This window comes from Desulfogranum aggregans, from assembly GCF_055398265.1.
The window spans coordinates 1,992,887-2,017,451 of sequence record NZ_AP042447.1 but is presented as its reverse complement, the minus strand read 5'-3'; the positions used below and the strand labels follow the sequence as shown (position 1 = coordinate 2,017,451).

At 51.6% G+C, this 24,565-nt stretch carries 22 protein-coding genes; 13 read left to right on the top strand and 9 right to left on the bottom strand.

Annotated features, from left to right (window positions below):
• Nucleotides 1-47: 47 nt before the first annotated feature.
• The 7 genes from ACZ52Z_RS09145 to ACZ52Z_RS09115 form a co-directional block, all read right to left on the bottom strand.
• Nucleotides 48-668 carry a hypothetical protein gene (locus tag ACZ52Z_RS09145; RefSeq protein ID WP_464270429.1) on the bottom strand — a complete coding sequence of 207 codons (621 nt, stop codon included), beginning with the start codon at nucleotides 666-668 and terminating at the stop codon, nucleotides 48-50.
• Nucleotides 669-752: 84 nt separating this feature from the next.
• Entirely contained in the window at nucleotides 753-2,453 is a 1,701-nt protein-coding gene (locus ACZ52Z_RS09140) for a sulfite exporter TauE/SafE family protein (RefSeq protein ID WP_464270428.1), read from the bottom strand.
• 101 nt (nucleotides 2,454-2,554) lie between these two features.
• On the bottom strand, nucleotides 2,555-2,983 hold the full coding sequence (locus tag ACZ52Z_RS09135) for a hypothetical protein (protein ID WP_464270427.1): 429 nt from the start codon (nucleotides 2,981-2,983) through the stop codon (nucleotides 2,555-2,557).
• Nucleotides 2,984-3,002: 19 nt separating this feature from the next.
• A complete protein-coding gene (locus ACZ52Z_RS09130; RefSeq protein WP_464270426.1) occupies nucleotides 3,003-4,703 on the bottom strand; it encodes a GAF domain-containing protein in 1,701 nt (566 codons plus the stop codon).
• 250 nt (nucleotides 4,704-4,953) lie between these two features.
• Nucleotides 4,954-5,313 (bottom strand): response regulator, encoded by a 360-nt coding sequence (locus tag ACZ52Z_RS09125; protein ID WP_464270425.1) that lies wholly within the window; start codon nucleotides 5,311-5,313, stop codon nucleotides 4,954-4,956.
• A gap of 2 nt (nucleotides 5,314-5,315) precedes the next feature.
• Complete coding sequence (locus ACZ52Z_RS09120; protein WP_464270424.1) at nucleotides 5,316-6,878, bottom strand: two-component system sensor histidine kinase NtrB; 1,563 nt, start codon at nucleotides 6,876-6,878, stop codon at nucleotides 5,316-5,318.
• On the bottom strand, nucleotides 6,875-7,339 hold the full coding sequence (locus ACZ52Z_RS09115) for a hypothetical protein (RefSeq protein WP_464270423.1): 465 nt from the start codon (nucleotides 7,337-7,339) through the stop codon (nucleotides 6,875-6,877). The genes ACZ52Z_RS09120 and ACZ52Z_RS09115 overlap by 4 nt, the downstream gene beginning before the upstream one ends.
• A 1,241-nt stretch (nucleotides 7,340-8,580) precedes the next feature.
• On the opposite strand from ACZ52Z_RS09115, the gene ACZ52Z_RS09110 reads away from it, so the two are divergent.
• The 13 genes from ACZ52Z_RS09110 (at nucleotide 8,581) to ACZ52Z_RS09050 (ending at nucleotide 21,886) form a co-directional block, all read left to right on the top strand.
• A complete protein-coding gene (locus ACZ52Z_RS09110) occupies nucleotides 8,581-10,683 on the top strand; it encodes a molybdopterin-containing oxidoreductase family protein (protein WP_464270422.1) in 2,103 nt (700 codons plus the stop codon).
• A 62-nt stretch (nucleotides 10,684-10,745) separates the two neighbouring features.
• Nucleotides 10,746-11,252, top strand: coding sequence for a 4Fe-4S dicluster domain-containing protein (locus tag ACZ52Z_RS09105; protein WP_464270421.1), 507 nt, complete (start codon nucleotides 10,746-10,748; stop codon nucleotides 11,250-11,252).
• 16 nt (nucleotides 11,253-11,268) lie between these two features.
• Nucleotides 11,269-11,643, top strand: a complete 375-nt coding sequence (locus ACZ52Z_RS09100) for an NADH-quinone oxidoreductase subunit A (RefSeq protein ID WP_464270420.1) — start codon at nucleotides 11,269-11,271, stop codon at nucleotides 11,641-11,643.
• Between the two features lie 38 nt (nucleotides 11,644-11,681).
• Nucleotides 11,682-12,152 (top strand): NADH-quinone oxidoreductase subunit B, encoded by a 471-nt coding sequence (locus ACZ52Z_RS09095; protein WP_464270778.1) that lies wholly within the window; start codon nucleotides 11,682-11,684, stop codon nucleotides 12,150-12,152.
• Entirely contained in the window at nucleotides 12,134-12,730 is a 597-nt protein-coding gene (locus ACZ52Z_RS09090) for an NADH-quinone oxidoreductase subunit C (RefSeq protein WP_464270419.1), read from the top strand. The genes ACZ52Z_RS09095 and ACZ52Z_RS09090 overlap by 19 nt, the downstream gene beginning before the upstream one ends.
• Complete coding sequence (locus ACZ52Z_RS09085) at nucleotides 12,723-13,943, top strand: NADH-quinone oxidoreductase subunit D (protein WP_464270418.1); 1,221 nt, start codon at nucleotides 12,723-12,725, stop codon at nucleotides 13,941-13,943. Before ACZ52Z_RS09090 ends, ACZ52Z_RS09085 begins: the two co-directional genes overlap by 8 nt.
• 50 nt (nucleotides 13,944-13,993) lie before the next feature.
• Nucleotides 13,994-14,962 (top strand): NADH-quinone oxidoreductase subunit NuoH, encoded by a 969-nt coding sequence (nuoH, locus tag ACZ52Z_RS09080; protein WP_464270417.1) that lies wholly within the window; start codon nucleotides 13,994-13,996, stop codon nucleotides 14,960-14,962.
• A gap of 8 nt (nucleotides 14,963-14,970) precedes the next feature.
• Complete coding sequence (locus ACZ52Z_RS09075) at nucleotides 14,971-15,588, top strand: NuoI/complex I 23 kDa subunit family protein (protein ID WP_464270416.1); 618 nt, start codon at nucleotides 14,971-14,973, stop codon at nucleotides 15,586-15,588.
• A 134-nt stretch (nucleotides 15,589-15,722) separates the two neighbouring features.
• Nucleotides 15,723-16,256, top strand: a complete 534-nt coding sequence (locus ACZ52Z_RS09070; protein WP_464270415.1) for an NADH-quinone oxidoreductase subunit J family protein — start codon at nucleotides 15,723-15,725, stop codon at nucleotides 16,254-16,256.
• Between the two features lie 91 nt (nucleotides 16,257-16,347).
• Nucleotides 16,348-16,650 carry an NADH-quinone oxidoreductase subunit NuoK gene (gene nuoK, locus ACZ52Z_RS09065; protein ID WP_464270414.1) on the top strand — a complete coding sequence of 101 codons (303 nt, stop codon included), beginning with the start codon at nucleotides 16,348-16,350 and terminating at the stop codon, nucleotides 16,648-16,650.
• A 2-nt stretch (nucleotides 16,651-16,652) separates the two neighbouring features.
• Nucleotides 16,653-18,833 carry an NADH-quinone oxidoreductase subunit L gene (gene nuoL, locus ACZ52Z_RS09060; RefSeq protein ID WP_464270413.1) on the top strand — a complete coding sequence of 727 codons (2,181 nt, stop codon included), beginning with the start codon at nucleotides 16,653-16,655 and terminating at the stop codon, nucleotides 18,831-18,833.
• Nucleotides 18,834-18,883: 50 nt separating this feature from the next.
• Nucleotides 18,884-20,395, top strand: a complete 1,512-nt coding sequence (locus ACZ52Z_RS09055) for an NADH-quinone oxidoreductase subunit M (protein WP_464270412.1) — start codon at nucleotides 18,884-18,886, stop codon at nucleotides 20,393-20,395.
• Between the two features lie 63 nt (nucleotides 20,396-20,458).
• On the top strand, nucleotides 20,459-21,886 hold the full coding sequence (locus tag ACZ52Z_RS09050; protein WP_464270411.1) for an NADH-quinone oxidoreductase subunit N: 1,428 nt from the start codon (nucleotides 20,459-20,461) through the stop codon (nucleotides 21,884-21,886).
• A 410-nt stretch (nucleotides 21,887-22,296) separates the two neighbouring features.
• Here ACZ52Z_RS09050 and ACZ52Z_RS09045 read toward each other — a convergent pair whose 3' ends face one another.
• On the bottom strand, nucleotides 22,297-23,244 hold the full coding sequence (locus ACZ52Z_RS09045) for a radical SAM protein (protein WP_464270410.1): 948 nt from the start codon (nucleotides 23,242-23,244) through the stop codon (nucleotides 22,297-22,299).
• Nucleotides 23,245-23,407: 163 nt separating this feature from the next.
• Nucleotides 23,408-24,448: an esterase/lipase family protein gene (locus ACZ52Z_RS09040; protein WP_464270409.1), complete on the bottom strand. Its 1,041-nt coding sequence runs from the start codon at nucleotides 24,446-24,448 to the stop codon at nucleotides 23,408-23,410.
• Nucleotides 24,449-24,565: the final 117 nt, after the last annotated feature.

The window sequence follows — 24,565 nt, the reverse complement described above, 5'->3', positions numbered from 1 at the left end:
ACTCCGAGAGCCTATGGAAAAAAACACTCTGTCGGCTAAGCTATCCCTTAGGCGTGCATTTCCTCTGCCATACCCGGGGTTGCGGACGCCTTGTCCGGTGCGTTCTTTCGCTTGCGGACGGTGGCGATGACGCTCCACAGAAGATACCCGCTCAGCAGCGAGAGAAAATACCAGAAAACAGCTCCTATCGGCACAGGGGTGCCTCCAGGCGAAACCAGCTGAACCACGTATTCATGACCGAAAAGGGCAGCCATCTGTTCCGGCCGGTAATATTCGTTGAGAAAGGCAAAGATAAAGAATATCGGGAGTACCTTGCGGGCGATCCCGAGGAGCAGCCCTTCGAAAAAATAATCATAATAGGCCCTGTTGAGTTCAGCTTTGTCTATATTGCGCGCCATTCGTCGTCCTTTCTCGCTGTCCGAACAACGGAGAGCCTCCTGACGGACCTTCAGCCAGTGATGGTACTCCTTTTCCAGTTCAAGGAAGCGGCGGGTGACAATCAGGCGATTGAGCAGTTTGGTCAGCCCGATCGTGACGGCGGCCAGGAGGGTGATCAGGAGGAGCGGACCAAGAAAGTGCAGGTGCTGCAGCAGGGCAAAGAAGCTGTCGCCAAGCAGCGTGAAGCCGGCGGCAATGTAGTCCCAAAGTGTATCGAGAAAGGCATCCATGGATAATCGCGGTTGATGGGTGAGATAAAAGCCGGAGGAAAATGGTTTTCCTCCGGCTGTAGCTACACTATAGCTTTTTTCCTGTTAGATCCATACTTCGATCTTGAAAAAACGGAAAAAGAGGAAGAACAGGGTTAAGGCCAGAACGACCTTGAGTTGCATTTCACTAAACAGCTTCTGTGCACGGCTGCCGAGCATACCACCGGCAAAACCACCGATGATAATAGCACCGGCAAGAACCCAGTCAGGCCAGTACCCGATTACAACATACCCAAAGAAAGATCCGATACTGGAAAAACAGGTACCGATCAGAGAGATAGGTACGGCAACGTACATTGGCAGCGCACCAATAGAGGTCATTGCTGGTACGAGGAGGAACCCTCCGCCGATACCAAAGGCACGGGAAACGATACCGATGAGAACACCGAGGAATGCAAAAAGCAGTGGGTTGATGCGGAACTCTTCACCCCAGAACTTGAACCGGTAGTCGGTCAGACCAGTTTTTACAGGTTCGATCGAACCCATTTCCATGGCCTCGCCGGTCTCTTTGGCTTTTTTCACCGCCGCATTGAACTTCTGGGTCATTGCCTTGATGTTCTTGCGCTTGTTCATGGCCTTGGGGGTCATCTCGGTGAGGGTCTTGATCCCCATGAGGACAACGAGAATAGCGAGCCACTCTTTATAGGAGGACATCGGCAGCAGTGCAGAAACGTATTTACCCAGCCAGATGGAGCCGATGAAAATACCAACACCAAAAGAAATACCGACAGGCCATGCAACTCGCTTTTCAACAACGGCGAATCTGTAGAAAGAGCCCAGTGGGGAGAAAAGGGTCAGAGCCATGTTGGAAGGCTTGAGTACGTTGGCAGCGTTCACACCAACCGGACCTGCGGTCTGCACCACGAGTACCTGGAAGGCCGCCATCAGCAGACCGCCTGCGGCACCGATCATGGAGAAGTAGGTACCAACCAGGATGGCGCCGATGGTGATCCACAGCGGATTCATGTAGCGGTATCCTTTAGCGAGCCAGAAACCTTTACCCGCAAGGGAGAAGTCAGCTTCTTTCGCGCCGTTGACATATACGTCAAACTTGGTGTCTGGTGGGGTGTGACGGAAGGTGTCAAAGGTAGCGGTGAATTTACCGGTTGCCTTGTCAAGATTGACCTTTGTTCCCTTGTCCCAGTAGTTGCCGCTGGATTCGTCCTGGAGAACGGTTCGGGAGAAAATAACGATCTTGCCAACCTTGCTGCCTTCTTTAACGATGGTGTTGATACCGTAGCTGCTTTCATTGGCCCACTTGAGGAATGTCCACTCCTCTTGAGAGGCGATGGGTCCAAGGCCAGCTTTTGCGGTCGCGTCAATAGCGTCGAAATCTTTTGTCAGCTGAAACTTGGTGGTGGAGTAGAGTCCCTGGCCTTTTTTGAAGATTATGCTGGGGCCGCCGAACTTGGTATCCGTTTTTTGACCAAATGCTCCCGGGTTGCTTGTAAGGACATAGTACAGAGGCGGGATAGAGGTATCCATCCCGAAACCTTGTTTCTGGGTTTCGCTACTGAATTTCTTTTTCTCATGGGGCATGGTGGCATCTGCCGGCTTGAACTCACTTTGCTGGGCAATGGTGAGGTAGAGTTCCTTGCCGGGCTCAATGGTCCCTTCAATGGTAACCGTATCGCCGACCTTGCCGTCGGTGGTGATGTTAACTGCTGCACTTACGTTCTGCAGGCTCACCAGAAGAAAGGCGGTGAGACTCATCAGCGTAAGCATCGGGATGCGCATGATTTTCATACTGATTTCTCCTTATTAATATTGATGGTAAATTGCGCACAAAGGGTGATGGAAAAAGTCTTGTTGCGGCACCTCCTCAGTCAAAATGGGTTGTCATATCCTTAGTGGTCAGAGTGTTTTTTACGCGCTATCCATGCTCCGAAGCAGGTGGCAGCCACACTACCGACCAGGGCCGGTATGGCCATGGTCGGGGCAAAGGGTGATCGCCACGGTTGAAGGTAGGCAAGGCCAACGACACCGACCAGAGCGAGTACAACGGCTATGCTCATCAGGGCGATGGCAGGCCGGGGAAAGGTTTGGCATTTATCGAGCAGCCCATAGCCTGCCCCTGCCGCGTTAAAGGCGATCATCAGCGGCATCAGCAGCGGGAGTGCTCCTGGCGAAAGGAAGAGGGAAAAGAACCCCAACAGGATCAACACCCCGATTCCGCTGGTAATAACGGCGTACAGGTACACCCCTGTCGGAGAGAGAAGAAACTGTTTCCATCGTTCCATCATCACGCGAGCCGTATCCATACACATATCAATCACCTTATACCTCCAGGTCTGTTTATTTATCGCCCTTGTCGGGCGGTTGTTGGTCACCGTGGAGAGCGACAATGCGGGTTTCACCCACATAATCACTGCTCGAATAGCCGGTTACGTCGATCATCTTACGGGTCAGGGTGCTCAGCTTTTGCAGGTTGGTGATGATCGTGTCCATCTCTTCCCTCATTTCCTGCTCAGGCAGGTCATCGTACAGCAACTGGGCAGTGCCAAGCGCAGCAAACAGCGGCGTATTGAGTTCATGGGCGGCGGTACCGGCCATTTCAACCACTCCTTCCAGTTTCATTCGCTGGGAGTGCTCCTGTTCGAGCATGACCTGATCAGTGATGTCATTGACGGCCTCAACAACGAATTCCACCTCGCCGCCCTCATTGGCGATAGGGGTCAGGTGGCGTTCGTACCAGCGGGTACGGTCTCTTTCCTGGTACTGTTTTACTACCGTCACCGGACGGCATGAGCTGAAAACCTGCTCCAGCGGGCATTCCTGCCGGTTCTTGTCCAGCCAGGGGGAAACAGAACGGTATCGACGTCCAAGAATGTCCTCCTCTGTCCACCCGTGCCGGGTGAGGAAATGTCGATTGGCCATGATGATTCGATGGTCAGGGTCTACAACCAGCAATTCCAGCCAGAGCGCGTCAAGAATGGTCTGTAGAAACCGTTCATGTTCTTCGATCTGGTTGAACAATAGGTTGATTTTGCGGTAGAGCCTGGCCTTTTCAATGGCATTGCCGCCTTCCTTGGCCACGGTTTCCGCAAAATGAATATCACTGGCTGAAAAGGAGCGATGGTTGTCGCTGAGCAGGCGCAACACCCCAATGATTTCCTGTTCGTTTTTGATCGGGATTGCGAGAATGGACTTGATCCCCTCTGCCCTGATTTCCTCATGGTAATCGACCCGTGGGTCATTGGCCGCATCGTAGATTGCAACCGGTTTGCCTCTGAGGACTTTAAAGATCGAGTCCTCACGGTTGATGCTGCCGCGATTGAGATAATTCTCCGATACACCGGATGCCGCCACCAGCTCGAGACGGTTGGTTGCCGGCTGCAGGAGCCGGATGGTGCACCCCGTTACGTTCATTATTCCTGGGAGCTTCTCCACAATGGCCGCCAGTATTTCCTCCAGATTGAGGGTGGAGTTGACCAGCTTGGATATTTCCCTTTGCGCGGTGAAAAAATGGACCTGGTTTTCCAGTTGCTGAAACATGGCGCTGTTGGAAATGGCTACCCCCACCTGTTCGGCCAACGACATGGCAAAATCGATTTCGACCTGGGAGAATTCCCGCTGATCCTTGGTCAGAAGGCGCAACAGGCCGGTAATCTTTTCTTTATAGATGATTGGCAGCGACATGGCGCTCTTGACCCCCTCGTCGGAGATAAAAGCGCAGCTATCATGGTCGCAGGTTACGTCAATATTGTTGCGTGCAGTAGGGCGGCCCTGCATCAGGGTGGACATGACCTCTTTCGTATCAATAGTGGAACGGGAGAGGTATTCGTCCGAGACCCCCCAGGCGGCTCCGAGAACAAAGGTGTCTGTGTCCCGGTCATAAAGTCTGATCGTGGCAGCATCCACCTCAAGCAGGGCTGGGAGCCGACAAACCACCAGGTCCATCACCTCCTGGGGTGAATGCACCGTGCTTGTTAAGCGAGTAACTTCCTGGTATACTTTGAGAAAGTCACTGTCGATCATGTGTCGTTTGGTCTTCACGGGCGTATCCAAATCGATCACCGGCCAAAGCAAAAGTGTTTGCCTGCGGAATGCATGAACAGACGGTGTTCACACGTTCTCCGCGTCCAGCGCATTCTTGATAGGTTCGTTTCACTCAACCTCATTTCATCTCGTTGGGGCTTGAGTTGAACTGAGCAGCACGGAGCGCCCAATCCTCTGAGGGAAACAATCGATTGTTCCATCCTCTGCTTTCGTTTTCTGTGGTGCGGCATACACCGGTACTGGCTGATCAACTCGACAGGACCTGGGTCACCTTTTCTTTCAGCTCTGCTATGTCAATGGGTTTGACGCAGTATTCGGCAGCACCCAGTTCAATGGCTGTTTGGGCAGTTTCAAGGGTGGGGTAGCCGGTCAGCATGATGGCTTTGAGCTCGGGTCTGCGTTTTTTCATTTCCTCGAGCACCTGGACTCCGCTCATTTTTTTCAGCTTGATATCCAGGATGGCGAGGTCAACTTCGTTTTTCCCCACATAATCGATTGCTTCCTGCTCTTCGGTGAATGTCTGGACGTTATGGCCCTGGCGGGTGAGAATCTTCTGGACAAGGACCACTGCATCAAGCACATCGTCCAACACAACTATTTCTGCCATGGTTATCTCTTCTCCTTGGGTTGACTGTGGTCGGCTACTGGTATGGGCAGCTGAATGATGAATGCTGTACCCTTCATCTTGTCCCCGGTTTTCGGGTCGGTCACCGGACTTTCTACTCCAATGGTGCCGCCATGCTCCTGGATAATGCCATAAATGACGGAAAGACCGAGTCCGGTGCCTTTACCCACTTCCTTGGTAGTGAAAAAGGGATCAAAAATTCTGTTTTGTATCTCTTCCGGGATGCCTGTCCCCGTGTCTATGACCGAAATCTGTACATACTGCTCCTGGGTGGTTGTGCGAACAATGATCTGTCCGCCAGCCTCACCCATGGCGTATTGTGCGTTATTGAACAGGTTGATAAATACCTGGCGGAGCTTTTCCGCGTCGCCGACGACTTGAGGTAATCCCTGCTCAAAATCGCGCAGCACGGTCACTTGCTGGATATTGAGTGAGTGCTCGGATACAGCAAGAACCTCCTCAATGACGCCATTGACATCCAACGGAGCTTTTATGCTCTCTGATTGACGGGAAAATTTGAGCAGGTCAGCGACTATCCTTCGGCAGGCTTTGGTCTGCCTTTCCATGACCTTGAGGTTGGCATGGGCTTCTGAGTCAGGCGGGTAATCATCCATCATTAGCTGGGTGTAGCCCAGGATAATGCCGAGCGGGGTATTGATCTCATGAGCAACGCCGGCAGCCATTTCGCCGACAGATGCCATTTTTTCACGGTTAATAAGCTGGTTGGTGATGGTTTTCAATCTGGTCATATCCTTCCCGATGCCTTCGCAGCCAATCATGTTGTCCTCTTGGTCATAGACGGTGTTGGCGGTGAACAGGATATGGTGGGTCGATCCGTCAAGCCCCTGGCATTCAACCTCGAGGTCACGAACAAAACCATTGTGTTCCAGTTCTTGGATGTACTGTTTTCGGTCCTTCTCATTAGCAAAGAGATCAAATAAACTGATGTTGTTCAGGTCGTTGGGGAGCGCCAGCAACTCCTTACCGCTTCTGTTGATACTGGAGAGGTAGCCGAGCGCGTCGCAAAAATATATGATATCCTTCGAATTTTCGAAAAATTTACGGAATTTTTTTTCTGATTTGGACAGGTTGCGGGTACGCTCCTCCACCATCTCTTCCAGGTGGGTGTTGAGCTCTTTGAGTTGCGCGGCACTGGCGAATAACCGGGTATTGGCATCAGCGAGTTTTTCGGCTTCAAAGCGGAGTGCCTTGTAAGCATCGAGTCCCTTATGATAATAGATGGTAACAGCCGCGGTGGAGATGATCAGCATGGTGTTAAACCCCCCGGAGTAGGGGGAGAGTTTTTTCCAGACGTCTGCATACCCACTGAATACCAGCAGAATACGGGCAATATGTCCCACTCCGCGGCTCAGGGAAAAGGCTGCCATGGCTACGCAAAAATAGAAGAGAAAGCCCCAGATAAAGTTGTTCGGCTCAGTTTTGACCAGGATTCTGGAGTAACGGAATGCAAGAAACGAGAGGAAGATAGCCATTCCTGAACCGAAGATGTCGACAATATGGGCGGGCAGCAACGGCAGGCTGGTCATCTTTCTTTCTCCTGACGGCGAACATCCTTACAGAAGCTGCGCAGCCCAATCACCAGAAACAAGAGTGCAGGTACATAGAGCAGATGGTCCATTTTCGTAATGAAATAGAGCAGCTTTATCGGCGTCATGGGCGGTGATATCTGTTCGCGCCAGCTAGCCCTGTGGAAAAAATCTGTTGGTTCAAGAAATTTGGCGGCTTCATGGCCTATGAGGGCCAGCAGGTTCCATCCGGCAAAGAGGATGCAGAAAAGCTGCAGATAATGCCAGCCCTTGTTGTCGAGTTCAGGAGTATGCCGTGTATGCAGGTAGAGATAGATAAGCGCACCCATGAACAGCAGGTGAGACATCTGATGTACATACAGCCCTTCCGGAGCGCTGTGCGGCTGGAGAGCAAGGGCACAGTCGGGCAACAGGAGCAGGACGATGGCAGAGAACCCTATGTGAAAAGCGTATCGTGTCATATCGTAGTATTTTTGTTGAATACAGGAAGGCAAGCACTATTCATGCCTGACTGAAGGCTGTGTCGATTATCAGCTGTTTTTAAACGCAATGTCATTTTGTTAGATGGTTGTTTGTTCCTGCGGAGAAATGGTGAAATGGAAGATTACGGAAAAATGGCGACAGGGTGCAACCAAAAAGTTGCAGAAAAGCACAAAAGAAAGAGGGAAAAATCTCTTTCTGCCGTGATCTACCTGAAATAACAAAAGAGAGGACATGGCAAAGGGCGGTGCATCTTTTTTGATGCGCCATCGGTAATATATGTAAACTTAATAAGTTAGCTGAAAAAGGTTACGTTGGATAAGTACACGTGGTGCAACATTTTTGTTGCATTATGTCTGCACTCTATACGCGATTCATCTCCCGAACGCGAGCCTCCAAAGATGGAGCTAATTATTCTGCACCTCTCCCAAGGCAAGGTGCAGAGTGAAAGACCGATTGAAGGTTGTTTTGTTGTTCAAGCGTTCTCGCTACGTTTGTTGGGCGATTATGTGGTCAGAGTATATGTCCGTCCAGGGAACGCCTGGTACGGCAAAGGGGTGTTCTGGTGCTGATCAGATCAAAAGGGGGGGTGAGGGGATTTGCCCTTCAAATGTGGTGTGATGTTTGCATGAAATTGCGACGTGAAGGCGATGTCAGGTCAAATCGGTATCAAAGCTGCGTCCCTTGGTTACAAGGTGGCAGGAAAACCGTGGAGGGTCATGGCCAAAGCCTCGTTCGTTCTGTTGCGCTTGACCGGTTGTGCCGCTGCAATAGGGCCCAGCACTGAGAGCAAAAGCTTGTCCGACAGTGCTGTTGAAAATGCGGGCAAGAGCGAGTGGTATATTTCATCAATTTTACTGATTCTATTGTAAATAAAAATAGTGTTTTTTTTCTGCCGGTTTTTCGTTACTGTGCACGACCGGAGAAATAGTAAAGTTACATCAAATAGTTACGGTGAGAGCGTTTCCAGCGCAGGTCATCGATGAATTGGATAGCGGTTCTGCCGGATTACCAGGCAGATTGCCCTGTTTCCTCTTTTTCTGGCAAACTGAGGAAGACGAAGGAATTTTCTCACCCTGTTCAGCGTACGGCTGCTTTACCACTCAGCATTTCTTCGCTTAGGTCGTTTAGGTCGAGAAAATGGTGCGCTGTAAAAATCTATTTTACGATCATGCTGTATCGTGAAGAGCCATAAAACGTTGTGAAGGAAGAAGAGGTGAGTATGAAAAAGTCAGTTTATTCCATATGTGGGATGTGCACCGTGCGTTGTCCTATCCGAGTAGAAGTAGAGGACAACCAGGTGACCTGGATGGAGGGGAATCGTGATTTGATTGGGGGTGCCCTGTGTGCACGAGGTGCTGCCGGTGTTGCCCTGGTGAACGATAACCAGCGGCCGCAATCTCCACTTATTCGTGATGGAGAAAGAGGCGCCGGCAAGTGGAAGCAGGCAACCTGGGACGAGGCTCTTGAGTATATCGCCGAGCGATTGCAGTCCATTCAGGAACAGCATGGAAAAGAGTCTGTTGTTGTCTCCTCCAGGGGTGGCCCCTGGCAAAACCTGTATAAAACATTCTGCCATGCCATCGGTTCGCCCAACTACACAAACCATGATAACACCTGCGGCCGGAACACGCACCATGCCAGCCTTTCAGTGTACGGACTGGGACGCAAAGGATTGCAATACGATTTCAAAAACGCCAAACATGTCGTTTCCTTTGGCCGGGATATGTTTTCCGCATTGAAGATCAGTGAGAATCGCGCTGTTATAGACATGCTGCAAAACGGCGGTCGAATGACCCATGTCGAAGTTCGGGTAAATGAAACGTCAAGTAAGGCTACCAGACTTTTTCTTGTAAAACCGGGAACAGATTACGCTCTTGCCCTGGCGATGGTGCATGAGATCATCAAGCAGCATGCCTATGATGCTGAATTCATTGAAAAGTATGTAAGCGGCTTTAATGAGCTGTGCAGCTTTGTTGAACCTTACACCCCCGCCTGGGCAGCTGCGGAATGTGGCGTTGACGAACAGTCTATCAAGGATTTTGTACAGGAACTCAATGAGGATCGCCCGAAAGTGATTTTTCATCCTGGTTGGAATCTGGCCCGCTACAGGGATTCGTTCTATTCCAGCCGCATGATCCACATCCTCAATGTATTAATGGGAAATATAGAGATCGTCGGCGGTCAGTTTTTTCCCAAGGGACCAGGTGATTGCGGCAAAAAAGGGATCAATACCATTGATCTGGCAAAACCTGCAATTGACCGGGCAGACGGGTGCGGCACAGAGCTGGCGCAATTCGATAAAGGTCCCGGCCTGGCCCATCTGCTTTTCCCTGCAATGGAAACCGGCAAGCCATATCCCGTCAAGGCCTGGATCGCCATGCGTCATGACCCGTTTACCGCCATGCCCGATCCGGCAAAACAGTTTGAATATTTTAATAATTGCGAACTGTTGGTATCCATCGATGCCCATTACAGCGAATTCGGCTGGTTCAGTGACGTAATTCTTCCGGAGTCCACTTTTCTAGAGCGGGATAATCATATTGTCGTACAGAAAGGGCTGAAACCCCGGCTTGCTCGGCGCCAGCAGGCGGTGACCCCGCGTTTTGATACCAAAGGCGGATGGGAGATTTTTAAGCTGCTTGCAGAGAAGATGGGCGTAAGCGAGCATTTCCCCTATCAGACCATCGAAGATCTCTGGAATTGGCAGCTTGAACCCACAGGGTACAGCGTGGAAGATTTTGAGGAGAAAGGCTATATTGCCTTGAGCGATACAGCGGTGTACTACGATCGGGAGGATCTTGGTTCCAAATTCAAGACGCCATCAGGGAAAATTGAAATTATCAGCAACAAGTTGGCAGATCTTGGGTTGGAATCCTTGAAGCCGTACGAGAGTCCCGAGGCCCCTCCTGAAGGCCAGTTCCGTCTGATATTCGGGCGCAGTGCCGTGCATACGCATAGCCATACGCAAAACAATCCTTTGCTCAACAAAATGATGGATCGCAATACCCTGTGGATTCATACTGATGCTGCGGCCAAACTCGGCATTGCGCAGGGCGACTGGGTTGAGGTTACGGGGCAAGACGGCTACAATGGCGTGGCACCTGCATTCGTGACCGACTACATTCACCCGGAAGCGGTGTTTACCCTGCACGGATTCGGTCGTCAGGTCCCCTTGCAGAAGCGCACCTACAAAAGAGGCGTCAGTGATCAGCGACTTATGGCAGGCCTGATTGATCAATGGGATAAACTGGGGGGTGGTATCAACCTCTGCGAGGCCTTTGTTGCGGTAAAGCGTTGTGATCAGCCGCCAGAAGCTGAATAAGCAGGATCTGTTGCTAAACGAGAAATAACCAGCCGCCTCATGGCGAGCAAGCGGAGTAGAGAATGAGTAAATATTACGTATCGCACAATGTTGACAAGTGCATTGGCTGTCGTGCCTGCGAAGCGCACTGTTCGGTGCAAAACGATACCTCGGGCGACATAAATTTCTGTAAAATTATGACCGTCGGCCCTCAGGTGACCAAAGGGGTGCCAAAATACGAATTTATCTATATGTCATGCTTCCACTGTGAAAAGGCATGGTGTATCGATGCCTGTCCCACAGATGCAATGCAGCGCAGAAGCAAGGACGGGATCGTCTTTGTCAAAGAGAGCAAGTGTGTAGGGTGTAAAGCCTGCATCACTGCCTGTCCGTGGGGCGTGCCGCAATGGAACGGGAAGACCGGCAAAGTCGGAAAATGTAATCTATGTATGGATCGCATTGATGAAGGATTGGAGCCGGCCTGCGTCTCCAAGTGCGTGACCGACGCCCTCACCTTCACCACACCAGACAAGGCATCGGCAGAAAAGCGGCAGCAGTTTGCCGAGGGACTCCGAAAGTACAGAGACTAAAACCGCAGGATACATCATGACTGAACAGGCGTTTCCCCAAGAGTACCTCGCGCTGATTTTACTCACGCTTTTTGGGATCGGCTTTGGTCTGGTCACTCTGTTTGTTGGTCGTTTTTTCAGACTGTCCAGGCCTTACCGTGAAAAGTTGATTGCCTACGAGTCGGGTAACGAGCCGACCGAAGAGCCACGGATGCGTTTTTCGGTCAAGTTTTACCTGATCGCCATCCTCTTTGTGGTCTTTGATGTGGAGGCGATTTATCTCTATCCTTGGGCGATTGTGTACGATAAACTGGGCCTCTTCGCCTTGGTGGAAATGTGTATTTTTATCTTCCTGCTGTTGATCGGCTACATCTATGCCTGGAAGAAGGAGATTCTGCAATGGGAGAAATAAAGGCGCCGGGCCTGGTCGAAATTGAGGAAGGCGTTCGGATGATTCCCGGCGCAAATACCCTCATCGGACCACTCAACAAAATCGTCAACTGGAGTCGATCAGGATCAATCTGGCCGGTAACATTCGGTTTGGCCTGTTGTGCCATCGAAATGATGGATGCTGGAGCTTCGACCAATGACCTGGACCGTTTCGGCATCATCTTTCGGGCCAGCCCCCGCCAGGCAGACTGTATGGTTGTGGCCGGTACCCTGACCAAAAAGATGTCGCCGGTACTGCGTCGGGTCTATGATCAGATGCCTGAACCACGCTACGTTTTGGCCATGGGCAGTTGTGCCTGCAGCGGTGGCATATTTGAAACCTACGCAGTTACTCAGGGGGTTGATCAGATCCTGCCTGTGGATGTGTATGTCCCCGGCTGCCCGCCTCGTCCGGAGGCCCTGTTGGAAGGGTTTCTCAAACTCCAGGAAAAAATTGACCAGGAGCAATATCGATGGAGCCAATGGAGATAGTCAGGCGGCTTGATACCGCGTTTCCTGGTGAGGTCCTTGAATCTATTGCCTACCAGGGACAGGTCGGTGTACTCGTTCGGCGAGAACGGATCGTTGCAATGATGCAGTGGCTGCGCGACATGCCTGAAGTGCAGATGAACCATCTCATGGACCTTTGCGGGGTTGACAATAAGAAACGACAACTTGAAAAGGGGGAGCGGTTTGAGGTGGTGTATAATCTTTATTCTATCAGCCACCGCCATTCGCTGCGCATTCGTGCAATGATTCCGGAGAATGATCCGTCGATTGATTCTGTGACCGGAGTGTGGACAGGGGCAAACTGGCACGAACGTGAATGCTTTGACCTGTTCGGCATCACCTTTAACAATCATCCCGATTTGCGGCGGATCCTGCTGCCAGATGACTGGGAAGGATTCCCGTTGCGCAAGGAATATAGCCTTAAAGGCAAAAAGGAATGGCAGGGTATGATCGACCTGCAGGAAAAGGTGGCGAAGTTGGCAAAATACGACTTTTCCAGCCAGCAATCTGGCACGGACAAAGGGAGCACCGCACAGGAACCAGGGGAAAAGCATGAGTGATACAGAGCAGACCAGCATCGAGGTCCCTGTTGCTGATGGTGACCGGTATTCCATAAAGATGGGGCCTCAGCATCCTGCAACCCACGGGGTTTTGCGGGTTGATTTGGAGTTGGATGGGGAGACCATCGTTGAATGCACCCCCCATGTTGGATACCTGCACCGGGGGTTTGATAAGTTTGCCGAAAATAGGACCTATGCTCAGGCCATGGTCCTGACCGACCGTTTGGACTACATAGCGGCTATGTCCAACAATGTCGGTTTCTGCCTCGCTGTCGAGCAGCTGCTCGACATCAACGTACCGGTCAGGGCCAAGTATATCCGAACCATTGCCTGCGAAATGTCGCGTATAGCCTCACACCTGCTTTGGCTGGCCACCCATGCCCTCGACATAGGGGCGATGACGGTGTTTCTCTATTGCTTCAGGGAACGGGAAATTCTGCTCGATCTTTTTGAAGAGTTATGCGGGGCTCGGTTGACTTTTTCCTATCCTCGCATTGGCGGGGTGCGTCAGGATGTCACCGTTCGTTTCATTGAAGAGCTGCAGCGTTTTATCAATATCTTTCCCAGCAAGATTGCCGAATATGAAACCCTCATAGATACCAATCGCATCTGGCTGAAACGAACGGTCGGTGTAGGATACGTATCAGGCGAGGAGGCCCTTTCGCTTGGGTTGACCGGCGCCTGCCTGCGTGGTTCCGGTGTAGACTACGACATCCGGAAGCATCGTCCCTATGAGGTGTATGGTCAGCTTGATTTTGAGGTTCCTCTGGGCACAGATGGCGATATTTATGCGCGCTATCGCTGCCGGATGGAGGAGATGCACCAGTCCAACCGCATACTCCAGCAATGTATCGATCAACTGCCTCCCGGGCCAATCATTTCCAAAGATGCACCAGAACTCTTGATGCCGGTCCAAGGAGCGAGAAAGGTGCACTATGGCCGCTCCACCTACGGTACCCGGCTTGTAGGGATATCGCGGGAGCGAGAGCACTTACCGAAAGGTGATATCTACGTCTCCACAGAGGTGCCGAAAGGTGAGCTGGGGTTTTACTTTATCAGCGACGGAACCGCACGACCGTACCGCATGCACATCAGAGCACCATCCTTTATTCATATCGGAGCGTTGCCGGCTTTGAGCAAAGGTGAGCTCATTGCTGATTTGATTGCCAATATCGGCAGTCTGGACGTGGTGCTTGGGGAATGCGACCGCTGAGCACCTGAACAGGACGGGCAGCAGCCCGGACCGGATGAGAGAGATATACTATGCAGGTTATCTTCATATTCATTCAGATTTTACTTCTTTTTGCCATTGTCATGTTACACGTGGCTTACGCAACCTATTTCGAACGCAAAATAATCGGGCATATGCAGGTCCGCCTGGGCCCCATGCGCGTCGGATATCACGGGTTGCTGCAGCCAATTGCTGATGGCATCAAGAGTTTTTTCAAGGAAGACATCATCCCCGAGCAGGCAGATGCCTTTTCTTTCCGGGTAGCCCCGGTGATCAGCCTGGTGGCAATGATGGCCTCGCTCGCTGTCCTCCCATTTGCCGATGGATGGGTCCTGGCAGATATCAACATTGGCCTGCTCTTTATTTTTGCCATGAGTTCACTGGCCAGCTACGGGATCATCCTTGCCGGGTGGGCGTCCAACTCAAAGTACACCTTTTTGGGCGGTCTGCGTTCCATGGCCCAGGTGATCAGTTATGAAATTTCCATGGGATTGAGCCTGGTTGGCGTGATGATGATGGCCGGCTCGCTGAATCTCTCGGAGATTGTTCAGGCACAGAGCGGAGGGTGGACACAGATATATCTCTTTCCGCAGATTATCGGCTTTTTTGTCTTTTTCATTTCCATGCTTGCAGAAACCAACCGGGTTCCGTTTGATTTACCCGAAGCGGAAACCGAACTGGTGTCCGGCTATTGTACAGAATACAGTGGAATGCGCTATGCCATGTTTTTCATGGCAGAATATATCGGCATGATGGTTATGGCTGCCATTGGGGCTATCTGTTTTGTTGGCGGCTGGCATGGACCATTTGCGGTACCACTGTTTCCACCTTTCTGGCTGGTGATCAAAATTTACGGCTTCATGTTCCTGTTTATCTGGATCAGGGCCACTCTTCCACGATACCGGTATGATCAGCTCATGGCGCTTGGCTGGAAACTCCTGATACCTCTGGCCCTGGCAAATATTGTTGTTACCGGTGTCATAAAAGGAATGGCCGGTTAGGAGAGAACATGCAGATCCAGTACAAGCCGAAACGAAATATTTTTCAGACCATACTGCAAACCGAGATTTTGCAGGGGATGGCGTTAACCTTGCGGCGGTTGTTTTCAAAGCCGATTACGCGCGAATACCCGCAGGAAAAACCTGAAATACGGGTCGGTTTCAGGGGCAAGCATGCCCTGGTACGCGATCAGGAAAGCGGGAAGACCAAGTGTGTCGCCTGCATGCGGTGCGTCATGGTGTGTCCTTCGCGTTGCATTAAAGTTCGTTTTCATACCCATGAATCTGGACGTCGGGTGGTGGACAGTTATGCAATAGATGCGCTCAGGTGCATCTATTGCGCTTATTGCGTTGAGGTCTGTCCGGTAGATGCCATTGTCTTGACTGAGGCTTTTGAATATTCCTCTTTTGACCGGGATTCCCTGTATTTTGACATGGAGACAATGCTGGGGGAGTGGGACCGGTTCATTGCAGGAAAAGATGGCCAAGCCTACGTGAACCCTTTCTGGCGCCAACGTGGTATGCCCGAACATCTTCTTACAGCAGACAAACGACGAGAAGTGCCGCCTGACTGGACGATTGAAGGGCAGTATGTAGGACCAAAGGCCACCATTCCAGAGCCTCGATAGCACCCGGCTGGGGACCGATGAGGCCCCTGGAGGGTGAGCAGCTGGTAGGCAACGGAAGAGGTGCAGCCTTACTCGCCTTTTTCTGCAGATGAGCAAGGAAGGATAAGGAAAAGTTTTCCCTGGGACGAAAATTCATGGAACTGTTTAATCAGCTATTTTTTTGTTACTGCGCTGTGGTCATCGTTGGTACGGGCCTGCTGGCCATTACCCTGCGCAATCCTGTGCATTCGGTCTTGATGGTTTTGATTCTCTTTTTCCATATGGCCGGCCTCTATCTCACCCTGCACGCAGAGTTCCTAGCCGCTGTACAGATTATTGTCTATGCCGGAGCCATACTTGTGCTTTACCTGTTTGTTCTTTTTCTGGTCAACCTGCGTGAAGAGCTGAAAGTGGATGCTTTTGTTCCCCAATCGTGGATTGGCCGCACCATTGCCACTGCCCTTGGTGTTACGCTGATTACAGTTCTGCCCGCGTTTGTCCTGGGGCAAAAGGGGAATTGGTCACCGGAAAAGGTGCAGGAAGTGACCCACACCAAAGCCCTGGGTGAGGCCATGTATACCACCTATATTCTGCCGTTTGAAATTGCCGGATTGATACTGCTGGTGGCGGTTATAGGCGGACTTGTGCTGGCGAGAAAAAAGGGTGCCGTGACGGAGAACATGGAGTGATCGTCCCACTGGGCGACGCACAACCAACAATTGCAATAAGTGCCTGTTCCTTGAATACAAGGCAGGAAAAGCCCTTTCAGGAGTGTAAACAGTGATACCTTTGAGTTGGTACATGACCCTGGCGATCATCTTGTTTGCCATTGGTGTCTGTGGGTTCCTCACCCGGCGAAATGTAATAATCATGTTCCTTTCTGTTGAGTTGATGCTCAACGCTGTCAACTTGAACCTGGTCGCCATGAGCTATTATCTCGAATCCATGCGTGGACAGGTATTGACTTTTTTTATCATCACAGTGGCTGCGGCAGAAGCAGCGATAGGGCTTGGCATTGCCATTTCCCTTTATCGAAGCAGAAGAGCCATCCATGTCAACCAAATGAATGAGTTAAAGGGATGAGCATGAGTCGCCAAAGAGGATCGTTGCTGTATATTCTGGTGTTTTTGTTCGCCGGCCTGGCTGTATCAACCACTTGGGCCTCCACGCAGGCAAGCGAGTTTCCCGCCGCCTCTGGCACCGCAGAGGCAGCCACTGCCGAGACCATGCAGGCAGACGCGCATGCCGATGGTGCCCCTGTTGACCATGAAGGCGCACATGCTGAGCATGCACTGCACCATGCAACCGAGGGACCAGAAATCGTTCAACCGGTGGATGGCGGGAGTATTCCCGCTCCTGTACTCCTCCTGGTGTTTTTACCGCTAGCATCGTTTGTAATCACTTTTCTGGGGGGAAAATACCTGGGCGTACGTGCGCACTGGCTGCCGATCAGTACCGTGCTGATTTCGTTCTTCTGTGCTGTGCAGACTTTTTTTAACGTGAAAAACGGGCACACCTTTAACCAGGACCTATACACCTGGATTGAATCGGGCAATACCAGGGTTGCCGTTGGTTTCCTGGTAGATCAACTCACGACCGTCATGCTGATAGTTGTAACCAGCATCAGTGCCCTGGTACACATCTATTCGGTTGGATATATGAAAGGGGAGGAGGGATATTATCGTTTTTTCTCCTACCTGAGCCTGTTCACCTTTTCCATGCTTATGCTGGTTTTGGGGAACAACTTCATGCAGCTTTTTTTTGGTTGGGAAGCGGTGGGGCTCTCCTCGTATCTGCTGATCGGGTTTTACTATGAGAAAAAATCTGCTGCCGATGCAGGCAAGAAGGCCTTTATTGTCAACCGATTTGGTGACTTCGGCTTTATCCTCGGCCTTTTCCTGATATTCGTCACCTTCGGTTCACTGCATTACCACGACGTTTTTGGCTCCGCATCGACCATGGTCGGTCAGACGTTCAATATTTTCGGATGGTCCTTTGATCTTCCGACCGCGATTGCTCTCCTGCTGCTTTGTGGGGCCATAGGCAAGTCTGCGCAAATACCGCTGCATGTCTGGCTGCCTGATGCCATGGAAGGGCCAACACCAGTCAGTGCCCTGATTCATGCCGCCACTATGGTTACTGCCGGGGTCTTTCTCATCGCCAGGTGTAATCCGCTTTTTGCCCTGTCAACATTTGCCCTCAACGTGATCACCATTTTGGGCGCTGTGACCTGTTTGTTCGCAGCAACCATTGCCCTGGTGCAGACAGACATCAAGCGGGTCGTTGCCTATTCCACGGTCAGTCAGCTGGCATACATGTTCATGGCCTGCGGGGTGGGAGCATATTCCGCTGGCGTTTTTCACCTCTTTACCCATGCCTATTTCAAGGCGCTGCTTTTTCTCGGCTGTGGTTCAGTCATTCTGGGCATGCATCATGAGCAGGAAGTCGGCTCCATGGGTGGATTGAGAAAAGAAATGCCCATTACCTACTGGACCTTTTTACTGGCCTCCCTCTCCATTGCCGGCATTCCAGGACTGGCCGGATTTTTCAGCAAGGATGAAATCCTGCTGATGGCATTCACCTCACCTGTTGGTGCAGGAAAATTTGCCTGGGCCATTGGCACGCTGGTTGCCTTTATGACCGCCTTTTACTCTTTTCGCCTCTTTTTTCTCATTTTCCATGGTGAGTTCCGGGGCACGCAAAAGCAGAAAGAGCATCTCCATGAATCTTCTCCAGTGGTCACCGTTCCCCTCGTTTTCCTGGCCATAGGGGCTGTGTGTGCTGGCTGGTTTGGCGTCCCTGCCGTGCTTGGAGGAGATAATCACTGGGCTGCTTTTCTTACCCCTGTCCTCGGCCATCCCCATGTGGATATCTCTGCAACAGGCGAACTCCTGCTTATGCTCTGTTCCATTGTGGCCGGGATATGCGGTATCGGGCTGTCCTGGCTGCTCTATATTGCTCGCCCTGAACTGCCGGGAAAAGTCGCTGCACGCTTGAGCGGCATCTACACGTTGCTGAAACATAAATACTTTGTCGATGAACTCTATGACAGGTCAATTGTTCAGCCGACCTTGCAGTTCAGCAAGCGTGTTTTACTTAAGGTCATCGACACCAATATCATCGAGCGGGTGGTCAATGGTGTCCCGGCTTCCATCGGTAATTTTTCTTTTCAACTGCGCAAGCTGCAGGATGGCCAGGTCTCTCACTACCTTGCGTGGATGGGAGGCGGTGCGGTCTGCGTGTTGATTTGGATGTGTATTTTCTGATTGGACTATCAACCGGGCACTTGCCCTTCCTTTTAAGACGGTAATTCGGTATGTCAGTTCCACTGCTCAGTACTCTGATTTTCTTTCCCATCATTGGCGGCCTTTCTCTGTTGACCGTAAAGCGGGACAACCTTTGGGCCATTCGCACTATGGCGTTAACGATCAGTATGGTGGAACTGTTGCTCACTTTGCCGCTCTGGTTCCTTTTTGACAAGACCACCCACCTGATGCAGTTTACCGAGTTCCATCCATGGGTGCCGGCGTTAAACATCAACTACAGCGTCGGCATCGACGGTATTTCTGTCCTTTTTATCCTGCTTTCTGCCCTGATTACCCTGCTCTCTATTCTGGTTTCCTGGAAGTCGGTGACGACCAAGGTGCTTGAGTTTTTTGTTGCCCTGCTCATTCTTGAGGGAGCAATGATCGGGGTATTTTGTGCTCTTGATTTTTTTCTTTTCTATATTTTCTGGGAAGCAATGCTCATCCCCATGTTCCTCATCATCGGCATCTGGGGTGGACCAAACCGGTTGTATGCAACGGTCAAGTTTTTTCTCTATACCCTGGTGGGAAGCCTGCTGATGCTTGTTGGGATTATTGCCCTGTATAACCAGGGCGGGCAGACTTTTGATATCGTGAAACTGGCGGAGCAGAGCTATTCGTTCAAGCTGCAGCTGATACTTTTCTGGGCCTTTTTTGCGGCCTTTGCAGTGAAAGTGCCCATGTGGCCGTTACATACCTGGCTTCCGGATGCTCACACTGAAGCGCCGACAGCCGGCTCGGTGATCCTGGCAGGAATCCTGATTAAAATGGGTGCATACGGTTTTCTGCGCTTCTCTATGCCCATCCTGCCGGATGCCACCCAGGCAATGATGATTCCCATGATCGTCCTCTCACTCATTGGCATTGTCTATGGAGCGATCATCTGTCTTGCTCAGACAGATTTGAAGCGGCTCATAGCGTATAGCTCGGTCAGTCATATGGGATTTGTCACCTTAGGGCTGTATGCCCTCAATACCCAGGGCATTGAAGGCGGCATTTTACAGATGATAAACCATGGTATTGTGACCGGGGCGCTCTTTTTAGGGATTGGTATGGTCTATGAGCGTACCCACACCAGGGCTATCGCTGATTACGGTGGGCTTGCTTCGACCATGCCTGTCTTTGCATCGTTTTTCCTCCTGTTTACCCTGGCAGCTGTTGGGCTGCCCGGAACCAATGGGTTTATTGGTGAATTTCTTATCCTGCTTGGGGGCTTTGTTGCCCGCCCCTGGGCTGCGGTGTTCGCCGCAACCGGGCTCATTCTTGGTGCCTGGTATATGTTGTGGCTTTACCAGCGGATCTTTTTCAATCCGGTGAATGATAAAGTGCGTGGTTTACCGGAACTGGATACCAGAGAAATAGTGACCCTCGTACCCATGGTTGTGCTTATTTTCTGGATCGGGCTGTTTCCGAACGCTCTGTTAAGCTTCGTGCATGTATCCGTGGCACATCTGCTGGATCAGGTGCATGGAAAACAGGTTGTTGAGACAGCTGTACAGGTTGTCCCTCATTTGATCAAGTAACAATGGAACGATGATGAAGAGCTTAAATGATGCACCGCAAAGGAGTCGGCAGGGGAGGCCGCAATGATTAACTGGACAACGTTTGCCCCGCTGTTGCCGGAGATGCTGTTGGTAGCGATAGCACTGCTGGTGATAGTTTTAGACCTGCTTGGCAGTAAATATCGTGACCTGATGCCCTGGATGACGGTTCTGGGAGCGCTCGCCGTTCTGGGGATGGTTCTTGGAAGTCAGGATTCTTCCAGCTTTGGCGGAATGTTTGTCGTGGACAGATACGCGATCTTTTTTAAGACCATCTGCCTGCTGTCGGTCATCATGGTCGCCCTTATGAGTGAGCATTATCGGCGAATACGTAATATGCATGAAGGGGAATATTACAGTCTTCTCCTCCTCTCCTGTGTGGGAATGCTGATCATGGCCTCCGCAGCAGATCTGATGGTGCTCTATCTTGGACTGGAGTTGATGGCGCTGTCGGTATATTGTCTGGTTGGCATGAACAAGACGGATGGACGCAGTGCAGAGGCGGCGATTAAATATTTTCTGATGGGTGCCTTTTCCTCTACACTGTTTCTGTTCGGCCTTTCCCTGGTGTATGGATTAACAGGAACAACGGATCTCGCCAATATTTCGCAGCTGGTTGTGTCCGAAGGGTTGCTGGAAAACCGGGCTCTTGCGGCAGGGCTTGGTCTGATGGTGGTCGGACTCTGCTTTAAGGTTGCAGTTGCGCCATTTCATTTCTGGACGCCGGATGTGTATGAAGGGGCTCCCACATCTATAACAGCCTTCATGTCTGTTGGCCCAAAAGCCGCCGGCTTTGCCATCTTTGGAAGAATACTGAGCGTCGGTTTTCCGGAGCTGCATGGCGATATGGGAAATATGCTTGCTCTGCTTGCCCTGCTTACCATGGGAATTGGCAACATCACAGCCCTGGCGCAGAAAAACATAAAACGAATGCTCGCCTACTCTGCGGTTGCGCATGCAGGATATGCGCTGCTGGGTCTGCTCGCCGGAACCAGTGAAGGGGTGGCGGCTACCATGAGTTACCTGTTTATCTACGCTTTTATGAATATGGGGGCATTTGCAGTGCTGCTGTTGATGAACAGTCCACACTCCAGTCGCGAAAATCTGGAAGACTATAAGGGGTTTGCCAAAGCTAATCCCCTGGCCGGGATACTCATGCTGGTGTTTATGTTTTCCCTCACAGGTATTCCGCCAACGGCCGGATTTGCCGGGAAGTTCTATCTGCTTAAAGCCGCCTTGTCAGCAGGATATACCTTCACGGTTATCGGGGCTGTTGTCTTCAGTGCGATATCGGCATATTTTTATTTGCGGGTGATCCGTTACATGTACATGGATGATCCGCAGGAGAGCTTTCAGGTCAGTTATTCGCCAGGCATTGCAGCTGTGCTTGGTCTGGCCCTGCTTGGCGTTATCGGAATGGGTGTTTTTCCAGGAACCGTGATTGGTCAGGCAGTATCCGCTTTGTTCGGTTGAACCGACGCATGGTGGCAGCGCAGTAACGTCTGTTGCATCATATACCTCCCGTTCGCCTTTCTCACGTTGCCAATGAAAGCTTCCTGTGCTGCAGCTGGCGGGCTGAACGCAGGAAGCTTTTCCTGTGTGGTGAATTCTGCAAAACGGCAGGGTGATCAGCACTTCTCGTCTTTCCTGCGGAGCAGTGGTAAAGGAGCTGGTCCGCGCGGCAGGATACCCGAAAAATTCCCCTTTTTCTGACGCCGTCTATGTTTCTTGCAACGGCCTGAACCAGGCAGTCAACATCCCATGGAAGAGCACCAGGGGCAGGGTACGGGTGTCCCGCTGCCAGGGTGAAACGTCCGTTAGTCGGGTACTTCTCTCTACGATTTTTCTTGTGATGCTGATGTCAAGCGGCCAGCTGAGGTCTTTCAGGCGCTAAATTTGTTTTTGGCCTGGTAGAAGACACCTCGTTGCTCCCGGACGGCTTCTATCTTGCCGGACTCCTCAAGAACTCCCAGGTATTTGTTAATCTCGTTGATATGGCTTCCGAGAATAGTAGCCAGGTCCTGGATGGTGCAGGGCCTGCGCATGACGGTTTCCAGGATCGCTGATTCCATATCTTTGCGAAACGAACGGTGATCTTTGCGTTCAGGTGGCGCAGCGATGACCTCCACCGGATGGGGAAGGAAAAAATCGGCAATGCGTTGCAATGCGCTGCTGTCGGCGGGATCGAGTTGGGCGATGACACCCGGGCGATCAAGGGTGTTGAGTTGCACCAGGTCAGGCTGTATTCGATCGAACGCTGCCTTGAGCAGGGAGAGTTCTTCCGGGCTGTCATTGCATCCTGGCAGGATGAAAACCTCCAGGTGATATTTTCCATTGAAGGCCGACCTGAACGCAATGAGCCCCTGGAGATAGCCCTCTATATTAATTGACGGGTGAGGTCGATTAATCTGTTGGAGGCCGCGCGCAGATGCCGCGTCCAGGGAGGGCATGACCAGGTCAGCACCGAGTAGCTCATTTCTTACCTCCTCCTGGCCGAGCAGGGTCCCATTGGTAAGGACCGCGATGGCTATACTTGGCTTGTGGTGCCGGATAAAAGCGATAACCTCGCCTATTCGGGAGTTGAGGGTCGGTTCACCTGCCCCGGAAAAGGTGATGTAGTCCGGATCCGGGTTCTTGGCAAAGTAGTCTGCCAGTTCCTTGAGTACCGCATCCACGGGGACGTATTCTTTTCGTTCAACGGTCAGGTTGGTGGTTTCGCCGCATTCACAGTAAATACAGTCCAGAGTACAGGTTTTATGTGGGACAAGGTCCACGCCCAACGATATGCCCAGTCTTCGTGAAGGGACCGGCCCAAAAAGGTGGTGATACATGATGCTCTTTTTGTGGTTTAGGTGAGGGAGGGAAGAAAAAGAAAATGATGCTCCTGCGGTTGGAAGATACCACGTATTCTTGGGGGGACAAGTAAATACTTTGTTGCAAATCTTCACGCGAAAGGATGGAGGAACACATGATGCCGCTGTGTGCTCTGCGTGCTCACCCTTGTTTGCGGTCCTGGGCGTCAAGCTCCCGCTTTTTTGTGTTTTCCTCTTGCTGGAGTGCCTGAAGAATAATCGGGACTGCAGGTGGAATCCTGGTGCTGTCTTTTGTAAAGTTACGGATTATGGTCAGGTGGCTACCCTGCACAGTCCGGTGAGAGATACCTGGCAGCCGTGTCGACTCGAGGGGCACCAGGCCATCACCCACCCTGTGGGAAAGGGAGCGGATGAAGTGTTCTAACGGGTCGACCTTCCGAGCGTGTCCCGGGCCGGTATTATCCTGCGCTGTCTTGATTCCGGTTTGCAGTTCCCCGTCACCCCACGGTGCAGCGATCCCTGCAATGATCAGCATCTTGACCCCGGAAGGGTGGGGGCGTTGATTGAGGATCGTCAGGAAGCGACTGCCGGGCAAGAGGTCGAGTTTGGCCTCGCCGGCACCATCAAGCAGAAAACCGAGCCCATTGAACTGGCCGTTGATGAGCCGTTCCAATTGATCTCGCACCTCCCCGAGTACCCGAAAGCGGACAATCTGCGAACCATGGTTTGGCGGAGCGACCATGATCATCTGGTGGAGGCATGGAACCCGCTGCTCTTGCACCAGCTGTGGGTAATCAATATGAGGAGCAGTCAACAGGTTGCGGGTAATGAGGGCCCCCATGCTGTGGGCGACAACTGCGGCGCGGGATATGCCGCGAGCGCGGAGGGCTATGAGTTCCCGGAGAAAGAAAGCGGTGGATTGGGCAATGGGCTGGTCATTGGGATACTGGAAGAGGTGAACATCAAATCCTTTGTCCGCCAGAGCAGGTGTCAGGTTCATCCATACCCTGCCCGGATCATCCAGGCCATAGATAAGGAGGACCGTCTGCCGGTTGTGAGCTGACGATTTTTCCCGCTTTTTGGAACCGATGAACGGGGTGAACCCAAGGGTGGCGGTAAAGTCTTCCACCTGTTGTGGGAAGAGGTCGGCGGCCCTGTCTCGGATGTAGCGGTGTATTGCAACCTGTTGCTTGAAAAAAATGGGAGAAAGCAGCTGCCACATGACGAAAAGGGTGCAGAAAGCACCTGTGAAATACAACCATTTTTTGGATTGCCGCATAAGAGAAAATAATGGCAAAAATCAGTCGTGACCTTTGTTTAGCTGGCCTTACAGCAGTAA